This is a genomic window from Kitasatospora sp. NPDC058243 (assembly GCF_042882025.1).
Taxonomy (GTDB): Bacteria; Actinomycetota; Actinomycetes; order Streptomycetales; family Streptomycetaceae; genus Kitasatospora.
The window spans coordinates 12,137-24,487 of the sequence record NZ_JBHVWW010000063.1; the positions used below are offsets into that span (position 1 = coordinate 12,137).

A 12,351-nucleotide genomic window follows, 5' to 3' on the forward strand; every position below is an offset into this window, starting at 1 on the left:
GGTTGGACCGGGGGTGTCCCGGCTCCGCGGCCAACTTGCTTCCCGGGCCCCGGGGGGCGTCGGGCTCAGGCGCCCAGGTCGACCGAGCGGGCGAAGCGGGCGCCGATCTCGGCGGCGATCGCCGACAGCACGTCCTGCGGGATCTGGCTGTCCACGGTGATGGAGGCGAGCGCGCCGCCGCCGTCGCGGGCGACCTGCATGCCGGCGATGTTGATGCCGGCGTCGCCGAGGTGGCGGCCGAGCACGCCGACCACGCCGGGGCGGTCCTCGTACTTGAAGAAGGCCATGTGGTCGGTGAGCGCGACGTCCACGTCGAAGGCGTCCACGCCGACGATCTTCTGGGTCTGCTTCGGGCCGGCCAGGGTGCCGGAGATGGCGATCTCCTCGCCGTTCGCGAGCGTGCCGCGGACGGTGATCACGTTGCGGTGCTCGGCGCTCTCGCTGGAGGTGGTCAGGCGGACCTCGACGCCGCGCTCCTGGGCGAACAGCGGGGCGTTGACGTAGGACACCGTCTCCGCCACCACGTCCTCGAACACGCCCTTCAGCGCGGACAGTTCGAGCACCTTCACGTCGTGCTGGGTGATCTCGCCGCGGACCTCGACGTCGAGCCGGACGGCGACCTCGCCGGCCAGCGCGGTGAAGATCCGGCCGAGCTTCTCGGCCAGCGGCAGGCCCGGGCGCACGTCCTCGGCGATCACGCCGCCCTGGACGTTGACGGCGTCCGGCACCAGCTCGCCGGCCAGCGCCAGGCGCACCGACTTGGCGACGGCGATGCCGGCCTTCTCCTGCGCCTCGTCGGTGGAGGCGCCCAGGTGCGGGGTGGCGACCACGTTGTCGAAGCCGAACAGCGGGGAGTCGGTGCACGGCTCCTTGGTGTACACGTCCAGGCCGGCGCCGGCCACCCGGCCGTCGCGCAGGGCGTTGGCGAGCGCCTCCTCGTCCACGATGCCGCCGCGGGCGGCGTTGACGATGCGCACGGTCGGCTTGACCTTGTGCAGCGCCTCGTCGCCGATCAGGCCGATGGTCTCGGGGGTCTTGGGGAGGTGGACGGTGATGAAGTCCGAGACCTCCAGCAGCTCCTCCAGGGTGACCAGCTTGACGCCCATCTGGGCGGCGCGGGCGGCCTGGATGTAGGGGTCGTACGCGACGATCTTCATGCCGAACGCGGACATCCGCTGGGCGACCAGGACGCCGATCCGGCCGAGGCCGACGACGCCGAGGGTCTTCTCGCTCAGCTCGACGCCGGTGTACTTGTTGCGCTTCCACTCGCCCTGCTTGAGCGCGGCGTTGGCCGGCGCGATGTTGCGGGCCACGGAGATCAGCAGGCCGCAGGCGAGTTCGGCGGCGGTGACGATGTTGGAGGTCGGCGCGTTCACGACCATCACGCCGGCCTTGGTGGCGGCGGCGACGTCCACGTTGTCCAGGCCGACCCCGGCCCGGGCGACCACCTTGAGCTTGCGGGCGACGGCCAGCGCCTCCGCGTCGACCTTGGTGGCGGAGCGGATCAGGATCGCGTCGACGTCGGCGATCGCGCCGAGCAGCTCGGTGCGGTCGGCGCCGTTGCAGTGGCGGATCTCGAAGTCGGGGCCGAGGGCGTCGACGGTGGCGGGCGACAGCTCTTCGGCGATCAGGACGACGGCGGTTTTGGATGTCACAGTGCTCACGACAGTGTGTCCTTAACTCTGCGGTTCTCCCCGGCACGTGGGTGGCGTGGACGGCGGGGGGAAGGTGGCATGCCGCGTAGGTAGACGCACGACGCTGTGGGCCTGACGCGCACTCGGAGTGTATCGACGGGCTGGGTACCAGGCTGCTCCCGTCCGGCGAAATCACCCGGACGAGAGCAGCCTACTTGTACAAGGAAGTTACAAAATCGGGCAGAGCCCGAGGCCGGTTCAGGCCTTGTCGTCGACCCAGCTCATCAGCGAGCGCAGCTTCTTGCCGGTGGTCTCCAGCAGGTGGTCCTCGTCGGCCTTCTTGTACTCGTTGTACTTGGGCAGACCGGCCTTGTACTCGGCGATCCAGGTGTTGGCGAAGGTGCCGTCCTGGATCTCGGCGAGGACCTTGCGCATCTCGGCCTTGGTGGCGTCGGTGATGATCCGCGGGCCGGTGACGTAGTCGCCCCACTCGGCGGTCTCGGAGACCGACCAGCGCATCTTCTCCAGGCCGCCCTCGTACATCAGGTCGACGATGAGCTTCAGCTCGTGCAGGCACTCGAAGTAGGCGATCTCCGGCTGGTAGCCGGCCTCGACCAGGGTCTCGAAACCGGCCTTCACCAGGGCGGCGGTGCCACCGCAGAGGACGGCCTGCTCACCGAACAGGTCGGTCTCGGTCTCCTCGGTGAAGGTGGTCTTGATGACGCCGGCCTTGGTGGCGCCCAGGCCCTTGGCGTAGGACAGCGCCAGGTCGAAGGCCTTGCCGGAGGCGTCCTGCTCGACGGCGACGATCGCGGGGACGCCGCGGCCCTCCTCGTACTGGCGGCGGACCAGGTGGCCCGGGCCCTTCGGGGCGACCATGCAGACGTCGACGTCCGCCGGGGGCTTGATGAAGCCGAAGCGGATGTTCAGGCCGTGGCCGAAGAACAGGGCGTCGCCGGCCTTCAGGTGCGGGGCGATGTCGGCCTCGTAGACGTCGGCCTGGATCGGGTCCGGCACCAGGATCATGATGACGTCGGCCTCGGCCGCGGCCTCGGCCGGGGTGACGACGCGCAGGCCGGCCTCCTCCGCCTTGGCACGGGACTTGGACTCCGGCTTCAGGCCGACCCGGACGTCGGCGCCGGAGTCGCGCAGGGACAGCGCGTGGGCGTGGCCCTGGCTGCCGTAGCCGATGACCGCGACCTTGCGGCCCTGGATGATGGACAGGTCGGCGTCGTCTTCGTAGAACAGCTCGGCCACGGGGGCACATCTCCTTGCGTGATGGTTGCCGGGTACGCGTTCTCTACGGTAGGCGTACCGGCGGGGGCGTGGGGCGGTGCTTCAGGGTGTGAGACGGCCTGCGTCTCGGGGGTGCTCAGGCGCTGCGGTCGAGGGCGCGCAACGAGCGGTCCGTGATCGAACGGGCGCCGCGCCCGATGGCGACCAGGCCGGACTGGACCAACTCCTTGATGCCGTAAGGCTCCAGCATCCGGAGCATGGCCTCCAGCTTGTCCGAGCTTCCGGTGGCCTCGATGGTCACCGCGTCCGGGGACACGTCGACCGTCTTGGCACGGAACAGCTGGACGATCTCGACGATCTGCGACCGGGTCTCGTTGTCGGCGCGGACCTTCACCAGGACCAGTTCCCGCTGGATCGCAGCGGACTGGTCGAGTTCGACGATCTTTATCACGTTCACGAGCTTGTTGAGCTGCTTGGTGACCTGTTCCAGCGGGAGGTCCTCGACGTTGACCACGATGGTCATCCGGGACACGTCCGGATGCTCGGTCGGGCCGACGGCGAGGGAGTCGATGTTGAAGCCCCGACGGGAGAACAGGGCGGCGATGCGGGCGAGCACGCCGGGCTTGTTCTCGACCAGGACGGAGAGGGTGTGCTTGGACATGGGGTTCCTCAGGCGCTCTGGAGTTGAAGGGGGGCGTTAGTCGAGGTCGTCGCCGAAGTCGGGGCGGACGCCCTTGGCGAACTGGATCTCGTCGTTGCTGGTGCCGGCCGCGACCATCGGCCAGACCATGGCGTCCTGGTGGACGATGAAGTCGATGACGACCGGGCGGTCGTTGATCTCCATGGCCTGCTTGATGACGGCGTCCAGGTCCTCGGGGCGCTCGCAGCGCAGGCCGACGCAGCCCATCGCCTCGGACAGCAGGACGAAGTCGGGGATCCGGGTGCCCTGGGCCGGCGGCGCGATGCCGTCGTGGTCGGGGCCGGAGTGCAGCACGGTGTTGGAGTAGCGCTGGTTGTAGAACAGCGTCTGCCACTGGCGGACCATGCCGAGCGAGCCGTTGTTGATGACCGCGACCTTGATCGGGATGTCGTTCAGGGCGCAGGTGGCCAGTTCCTGGTTGGTCATCTGGAAGCAGCCGTCGCCGTCGATGGCCCAGACCGCGGTGTCCGGCCGGCCGGCCTTGGCGCCCATCGCGGCCGGGACGGCGTAGCCCATGGTGCCCGCGCCGCCCGAGTTGAGCCAGGTGCCCGGCTTCTCGAAGCGGATGAACTGCGAGCTCCACATCTGGTGCTGGCCGACGCCCGCGGCGTAGATCGCTTCGGGGCCGACCAGCCGGCCGATCCGCTCGATGACCTGCTGCGGGGAGAGGCGGCCGCCCGGGGCGGGCTCGTAGCCCAGCGGGTAGGTCTTCTTCCACTCGTCGAGCTTCTCCCACCACTGCGAGTAGTCGCCCTTGTGGCCGGCGTCGAACTCGGCCTGGACGGCCACGATCAGATCGGCCAGCACCTCGCGGGCGTCGCCGACGATCGGCACGTCGGCGGGGCGGTTCTTGCCGATCTCGGCCGGGTCGATGTCCGCGTGGACGACCTTGGCGTGCGGGGCGAAGCCGTCCAGCTTGCCGGTGACGCGGTCGTCGAAGCGGGCGCCGAGGGTGAACAGCAGGTCGGCCTTCTGCAGCGCGGTGACGGCCGGGACGGAGCCGTGCATGCCGGGCATGCCCAGGTGCTGCGGGTGGCTGTCGGGGAAGGCGCCGAGCGCCATCAGGGTGGTGACCACCGGGGCGCCGGTCAGCTCGGCGAGGATCCGCAGCTCGGTGGTGGCCTGCGCCTTGATCACGCCGCCGCCGACGTACAGCACCGGGCGCTTGGCGCCCACCAGCATCTTCGCGGCCTCGCGGATCTGCTTGGCGTGCGGCTTGGTGACCGGGCGGTAGCCGGGCAGCGAGAGCTCGACCGGCCAGCGGAAGGTGGTGGTGGCCTGGAGCGCGTCCTTGGCGATGTCGACCAGGACGGGGCCGGGGCGGCCGGTGGCGGCGATGTGGAACGCCTCGGCGATCACCCGGGGGATCTCGGCGGGGTCGGTGACCAGGTAGTTGTGCTTGGTGATCGGCATGGTGATGCCGCAGATGTCCGCCTCCTGGAAGGCGTCGGTGCCGATCGCCTTGGAGGAGACCTGGCCGGTGATCGCGACGATCGGCACCGAGTCCATGTAGGCGTCGGCGATCGGGGTCACCAGGTTGGTCGCGCCCGGGCCGGAGGTGGCCATGCAGACCCCGACCCGGCCGGTGGCCTGGGCGTATCCGGTGGCGGCGTGGCCGGCGCCCTGCTCGTGGCGGACCAGGATGTGGCGCACCTTGGCCGAGTCCATCAGCGGGTCGTACGCGGGAAGGATGGCCCCGCCCGGGATGCCGAAGACGGTGTCGGCGCCCACGGCCTCCAGCGAGCGGATGAGCGACTGGGCGCCGGTCATGGTTTCGACGACGTGCTGGGGAGCGGGAGCGTGGGCGGCCGTGGTGTCCCCGCGGCGGGGGGATGCGGCGTGCTCAGTCATCTGCCTGTCTCTTCTCGGAATGTGCCGGCCCGGTGGTTTCGGGCCCCGGTGGTGCGAGGGTGGGGTCCCGGTTTCGGGCCGATCGCCGGCTCTGCCTCAATCGTCCCGCTTCCTCCCCGCGAATCGGGGCGGATCGGGCGGTCGGGGCCAGGGGTCTTGCGGTGGTGGAACAGCGTCAGTGCAACAAAAAACCCCTCGTGCCAAGGGCATGCGAGGGGTGGCGCGTCGGTCTGTCACAAGCGGGGGGTGTGAACCCGCTCAGCCGACGCGCCCGCCAAGTACGAGAATTCGGGTGCGCATGGCAACGACCCTCCTCCTGTCCGGGGGCACGTGTCAAGCAGGTGGGATGACCGTCTCGCCATGCGGACCTGGCCCTGGACCGGTCACCGCGCGGCGTTCGGGCAGGTCGGGGGCACCGTGGTGATGCACGACACGCCCCCCGCCGCCCTCCCCGCGGCCACCCGTCCGGGCCTCCGCGGCCAGGTACGCGCGCCGGGCCGAGACCGAGCCGAGCGGTCTGGGCAGCGGGTAGCCTCGGCGCACCAGCGCCCGGCGCAGCCGGGTCTCGTCCAGCGGCGGCGCGAAGGCCGAACCCTGGCCCTGCCGGCAGCCCAGCTCCTGGAGCGCGGCGACCTGGCGGGGCAGGTCCACCCCCTCGGCGCCGGTGACCAGGCCGAGGTCGTGGCCGAGCCGCAGGGCGTGCCCGGCGAGCGTGCGGCTGAGCGCGGACTCCCCGAGGTCCTGCACCAGCGTGCGGTCCAGCTTGAGGCCGTCCAGGGGCAGCCGGGCCAGCTCGCCGAGCGAACCGCTGCCGGCGCCGTAGCCGGCCAGCACGGTGGTGACCCCGAGCCGGCGCAACGCGGCCAGCCGGCGGCCGAGTTCGTCGGCGAGCGAGTCCGGGCCCATCCGGGCCACCTCGATCACCAGCTCGCCGGCCGGCAGCCGGCTGTCGCGCAGCGCCGCGGCCACCGTCTCGTACAGGCCGGGCGAGCACAGCCGCTCGGTGGAGAGCCGGACGGCGACCGGGACGGGCGCGGGGCCGCTGCGGCTGCGGCCGGACTGGCCGCGCCGGTTGGCCGCGGCCGTCACCGCCTCCTGGACCAGCCAGCGGGAGAACCGGGTGGCCGCGTCGCCGTGGTCGGCCGAGCGCAGGAACTCGGCCGGGGTGAGCAGCAGGCCGCCCGCCGAACGCCAGCGGGCCTGCGCCTCGACGCCGGTCACCGCGCCGCTGCCGAGGTCCACCACGGGCTGGTGGAGCAGGGTGAAGCCGCCCTCCCGGACGGCGGCCCGCAGCCGCTCCTCCAGTTCGGTGCGGCGCTCCAGATCGGCCCGCATCGCGGGGTTGTAGAGCACCACCCGGCCCTTGCCCTCGGACTTGGCCCGGTACATCGCGAGGTCGGCGTTGCGCATCAGCTCGTCGGTGGCCGCCCTCGGGTCGGCGGCCGGGCCGCGTTCGGGGGTGCCGAAGGCGATGCCGATGCTGGCGGCGACACCGAGTTCGGCGCCGCCGATCCAGTACGGCTCGGAGAGCGCGATCCGCAGCCGTTCGGCGAGCTCCTGGACCTGGAGCCGGCCGAGCGGGCCGCAGACCAGCGCGGCGAACTCGTCGCCGCCGAACCGGGCGACGGTGTCCCCGCAGCGGACGGCCCCCTGGAGCCGGCGGGCCGCCTGCACCAGCAGTTCGTCGCCCACCTGGTGGCCGGCCGTGTCGTTGACCGCCTTGAAGCCGTCCAGGTCGAGGAAGAGCACCGCGACCCCGGCGCCGCCCTCGCCCTGCTGGCCGCGGGCGCCGAGGGCGGCCCGCAGCCGCTGGGCGAACAGCGCCCGGTTGGGCAGGTCGGTGAGCGGGTCGTGGAAGGCGTTGTGCTGCAACTGGGCCTGGAGTATCACGCGTTCGGTCACGTCCCGGCTGTTGAGGATCAGGCCGTCACGGTGCCGGCTGACCGTCGACTCGACGTGCAGCCACTCGCCGCCGCCGGAGCTGATCCGGCACTCCACCCGGGCGGACGGCTCGGCGGTGCCCGGGGAGCGGTGGGCGGTGAGCCGGACCCTCGCCAGGTAGCGGCGGACCTCGGCGAGCACCCGGTCCACGTCCTCCGGGTGGACCAGGTCCAGCAGGTTGCCGCCGACCAGTTCCTCCGGGTCCCGCCCGTAGACGCCGAGTGCGGCCGGGGAGACGTAGGAGAGCACGCCGTTGGCGCCGGCGATCATGATGACGTCGCTGGAGCCCTGCACCAGGGAGCGGAAGTGCGCCTCCTTGTGGGCGAGTTCCTGGGCGAGCGAGAGGTTGTCGAGCAGCATCACGCCCTGGCGCAGGATGAGCGCCAGGCCGACGGTGCAGGCCGCCGCGGCCACCACCCGGTCCAATTCCCGCCCGCCGAGGGCGTTGTAGAGGATCCCGGCGGTGCACACCGCGGCGGCCGCGTACGGGGTGAGCGCGCTGAAGGTGGTGGCCACCCGGCGGCGCGGCAGGCCTCCGGCCGAGGGGTGCTCGCGCAGCGGGCGGCGCCAGCGCGGCGACCACGGCGCCCAGGCCAGCAGCAGGCTGCCGGAGAACCATCCGGCGTCCAGCAGTTCGCCCGAGCGGTAGCTGCTGCGCAGCTCCGGGGAGGTGAACAGGGCGTCGCACAGGACGGTGACGGCCAGCGCCACCATCGCGGTGTGCACGGCCGCCCGATTGCCGTCCCGGCCGCCGAAGCGCAGCCCGACGACCAGGCTGACCAGCAGGATGTCCAGGACCGGGTAGGCCAGGTTGAGGGCCAGCCGCAGTGGCGAGCCGACCTCGCCGGCGGCGATCCGGCCGAGCGCCAGGCTCCAGCTGAGGGTGAACAGCGAGCCGGCGATCAGCCAGCCGTCGAGCAGCAGGCAGAGCCAGCCGGCGGCCGAGCGCGGGCGCTGGGCGAGCACCAGGACACCGGTGATGGCGAGCGGGGAGAACAGCAGGAAGGCGTACTCGGCGAGCGAGTCCTGCGGCAGCGGGCTGCGGGCGACCAGTTCGTACCAGCCCCAGGTGCCGTTGCCGCAGGCCACCATGAGCGAGGAGAGGCCGAACAGCAGCCAGGCCGGGCGGGCGCGCCCGCCGGCTGTGCAGCCGTACACCAGGCAGGACAGCGCGGCCGCGAGCGCCGCCGCGGCCAGGCCGAAGTCGCCCATGAAGATGGAGAGTTGGAAGGATCCCCAGCCGGTGGCGGCGCCCAGGGCGTAGGCCAGGCAGAGCGCGCCGAGGACGAGGCCGGGCAGCGTCCGGCTCTCCCGGAGCCGGTTCAGCGGGCCGCGCCGGCCGGGGGCGGGCGGGCCGGCTGCGGCTGCGCCGGGCGCGGACGTTTCGGGCTCGGACGCGTCGGCGGGTGGCACGCCCGGCCGTCCGGCCCCGGGCAGCACCGTATCGGTGGAGCTCACTCGGCCTCTCCCCCTCCGGCCCGGGGCCTGGCGCCCCGGCCACGGGCCACCGGCCGCGCGCCTCTCGGTCGTACGCGGTGGCCTGGCGCCCCGTCAGGACGGAGGCCCAGGGGGTGGGCGGCCTTCCGGTCACCACACCGCACCGATGTTCCCGATCGGGACCCTACACCAAATCCGTCACTCAATGACACATGCACTCAACTTAGAGTAATGGCGAGGGGGTGGGGAAATGCACCCGATTCCGGCGGATCGGCCCGGTTGGCGGCGGCGCGCGACCAGGGGCTCACGCGGCGCGCACGGGAGCACGCGACGGCGCCCGGCCCCGAGCCGCCCGGACCGGAGACGGTCAGGAGGCCCGGCGCCGGGCGCTCGGGTCAGCGGGAGGCCCGGGGGGACAGGGCCTACGCCGGATCGTCCGGGAACAGCCGCAGCCGGTGCGCCAGCGCTGCCGCCTCACCCCGGCCGGTGACCGCGAGCTTGCCCAGGATGTTGGAAACGTGCACGCTCGCGGTCTTCGGAGAGATGTACAACTCCTCCGCGATCTGCCGGTTGCTCCAGCCGCGCGCCAGCAACCGGAGCACGTCCCGCTCACGGGGGGTGAGGCCGAAGGACTCCCCGGCGGGCGGGGTCGCGGCCGGCCCGGCGGCCGGGCGCGCGGCCGCCGCCGGGGTCAGCGTCAGCCCGGCCCGGTCGGCCAGGCCCGCGACCTCCGCCAGCAGCGGACGGTCACCCCGGACGGTGGCCAGCTCCCGCGCCTCGCGCAGCAGTTCGGCCCCGGCCTCGCGCCGCCCGGCCAGCACCTCGGCCTCGCCGGCCCGCAGCAGGGCGACCGCCAGCGGGTACGGCAGCCCGGTCGGCCGCAGCGCGGCGACCGCGGCGGCCCACTGCTCCGGGGTGTCGGCGGCCTCGGCGCGGGCCAGTTCGCCCTCCAGCAGCCGGGCCCAGCCGTGGTGCATCGGCGCCCGCGGCCGCAGCCGGGCCGCCCGCGCGGCGATCGCGGCCAGTGCCTCGGCCCGGCCCGCCGCGGCCTCCGGCAGGCCCCGGCTGTCCGCCTCCACCGTGGCGGCCTCGACCAGCAGCGGGTACACGTCGGACTCGTGGCCGAGCCGCCCCTCCTCCGCCAGCGCGGTGAGCAGTTCCTCCCGGGCCTCCAGCGGCCGACCGGCGAGCGCGGCGATCCGCACCGCCAGCCGGCTGATCGGCACGCTGTGCTGGAGCTGGCCGACCCGGTTGGCCGACCGGGCCTGCGCCAGCATGGTCGCCGCGCCGGCCAGGTCCCCGCGCAGCAGCGCGAGGTCGCCGCGCATCCGGTCCAGGAACTCGGCGTGGGTGCCGGTCAGGCTGGTCAGCTCGCAGGCGTCGAGTACCTCGGCGGCCTCCCGGATCCGCCCCAGGTCGGTCAGCGCCTCGGCCAGGTTGCCGGTCAGGATGGTGCCGATGTTGCGCAGCAGGCCGTTGCCGTCCGCGTAGACCAGGCCCTCGCGGGCCAGCACCACCGCCTCCTCGGCCCGGCCCACCCCGCGCTGCATGCTGGCCAGGTTGTTGACGCCGCGCAGCAGCAGGTCGGGCACGCCCAGCCGGCGGGCCGCCTCGACCGCCCCGGCCAGTTCGGCCAGCCCGCCGTCGGCGTCGCCGTGCACGTCGTAGCGCAGGCCGCCGAGCGTCATCCGGGCGTGCACCTCGACGGAGTGCGCGCCGACCTCCTGGGCGATCCGGATCGCCCGCTCGGCCAGCTCGATGTGCTCGGGGCCGGGCTTCTTGAGCATCGCCACCCCGGCGCCGAGCGCGAACACCTCGGCCTGGACGGCGGACGGCGGCAGGTGGTCGACCAGCCGGTGCGCGTGCAGGATCTCCTCGTCGTCGCCGGAGCGGCGCAGATTGCCCAGCATCCGGGCCCGGTTGATCCGGAACCAGGCCGCGCGCACCGGGTGCACCGCCTCGTCGACCAGCCGCAGCCCCCGCCTGGCGAGGCTCAGGCCGCGCTCGCGGTCGCCGCAGCGCCGGGCCGCGACCACCGCCTCGGCCAGCACGTCGACCAGCTGGATCCGGTCGCAGTCCCCGTCGGCGGTGCTGTGGTCGCAGGAGCCCGGCGGGTAGGTCTCGGCCCAGTCGTACGGGCGCAGGGTGTGCGCCAGCACCTCCTCGGAGACCATGTCCCACAGTTCCAGGGCCCGTTCCAGCATGCCCAGTTGCTCGGCGAAGGCGTTGCGGCGGCGGGCCGCCCGGGCGGCGTCCAGGGCGGTCGGCAGGGCGCGGGCCGGGTCGTGCGCGTGGTACCAGTAGTTGGCCAGCCGGGCGGGCAGGGCGTCGCAGGAGACCAGCTGCGGCTGCGCCTCCACCGCGAGTGCGAACTTGCGGTTGATCCGGTGCCGTTCACCGGGCAGCAGGTCGTCCGAGACCGCCTCGCGGACCAGCGCGTGCCGGAAGCGGTAGCCCTCGCCCTCGCCGTCCGGGCGCAGGATGTTGGCGCCGACGGCCGCCCGCAGCGCCTCGATCAGCGCCTCCTCGTCGTCGTCCAGGACGGCCGCCAGCAGGGCGTGCTCGACGTGCGAGCCGCCCTCGGCGGCGATCCGCACCACCCGCTGGGCCTCCTCGACCAGGCTCTCCACCCGGACCAGCAGGATGTCGCGCAGCGAGTCGGTGAGCCCTGCGCCGCAGCCGTCCTCGAAGGCGGTGGCCAGCTCCTCGACGAAGAACGGGTTCCCCTCGGAGCGGCGGTGGATGCGGTCCACCAGCTTCCGGTCGGGGTCGGCGGTGCCGAGGATGCCGGCCAGCTGGGCGGCGACCTCGCCGCGGCCGAACCGCTCCAGCTCCAGCCGCTGGACGGTGCGCAGCCGTTCGAGCTCGGCCAGGAAGGGGCGCAGCGGGTGGCGGCGGTGCAGGTCGTCGGAGCGGTAGGTGGCGACCAGCAGCACCCGGGACCGGTGCAGGGTGCGGACCAGGAAGGCGAGCAGTTCGCGGGTGGAGCGGTCGGACCAGTGCAGGTCCTCGACGGCGAACACGAGGGTACGCTCCGCGCCGAGCCGCTCGAACAGCCTCGCGGTGTGCTCGAACAGCCGGGCCCGGCCGTACTCGTCGTTGGGTTCGCCGTCGGCCTCGCCGAACTCGGGCAGCAGCCGGGCCAGGTGCCCCTCGCTGCCGACCGCCGCGGCCTCCAGCTCGGCGCCCAGCGAGCGGTGCAGCCGGCGCAGCGCGGCGGCCAGCGGGGCGTACGGCAGGCCCTCGGCGCCGATCTCCAGGCAGCCGCCGAGCGTGGTGACCGCTCCCCCGGCGGCGGCCCGCTCCAGGAACTCCTCCAGCAGCCGGGTCTTGCCGACGCCCGCCTCGCCGCCGATCAGCACGGCCTGCGGGCTGCCGGAGCCGGCCCGGCGCAGCGCGTCGGTCAGTTCGGTGATCTCGCTGCCGCGGCCGACGAAGACGGGACTCACCGATATCTGCTGCATGGAGGCGAGCATGCCATAGCCGGAGGTGGCGGGCCGAGGGGTTATCTCCCCTGGCGAACGCCCGGAGGGGGAGGCGCTCCCCTGCTGC

At 73.3% G+C, this 12,351-nt stretch carries 6 protein-coding genes; all 6 read right to left on the bottom strand.

Annotated features, from left to right (window positions below):
* Positions 1-65 precede the first annotated feature (65 nt).
* Positions 66-1,655: a phosphoglycerate dehydrogenase gene (serA, locus tag ACFVX9_RS31040; protein ID WP_063347726.1), complete on the bottom strand. Its 1,590-nt coding sequence runs from the start codon at positions 1,653-1,655 to the stop codon at positions 66-68.
* 237 nt (positions 1,656-1,892) lie between these two features.
* Positions 1,893-2,891, bottom strand: coding sequence for a ketol-acid reductoisomerase (gene ilvC / locus ACFVX9_RS31045; protein ID WP_063347727.1), 999 nt, complete (start codon positions 2,889-2,891; stop codon positions 1,893-1,895).
* Between the two features lie 115 nt (positions 2,892-3,006).
* Positions 3,007-3,531 (bottom strand): acetolactate synthase small subunit, encoded by a 525-nt coding sequence (ilvN, locus tag ACFVX9_RS31050; protein ID WP_030302941.1) that lies wholly within the window; start codon positions 3,529-3,531, stop codon positions 3,007-3,009.
* Positions 3,532-3,567: 36 nt separating this feature from the next.
* Positions 3,568-5,421: an acetolactate synthase large subunit gene (locus ACFVX9_RS31055; protein ID WP_387984704.1), complete on the bottom strand. Its 1,854-nt coding sequence runs from the start codon at positions 5,419-5,421 to the stop codon at positions 3,568-3,570.
* Between the two features lie 333 nt (positions 5,422-5,754).
* Positions 5,755-8,688: a putative bifunctional diguanylate cyclase/phosphodiesterase gene (locus ACFVX9_RS31060; RefSeq protein ID WP_380377640.1), complete on the bottom strand. Its 2,934-nt coding sequence runs from the start codon at positions 8,686-8,688 to the stop codon at positions 5,755-5,757.
* Positions 8,689-9,221: 533 nt separating this feature from the next.
* Positions 9,222-12,263 (bottom strand): helix-turn-helix transcriptional regulator, encoded by a 3,042-nt coding sequence (locus ACFVX9_RS31065; protein WP_380377637.1) that lies wholly within the window; start codon positions 12,261-12,263, stop codon positions 9,222-9,224.
* Positions 12,264-12,351: the final 88 nt, after the last annotated feature.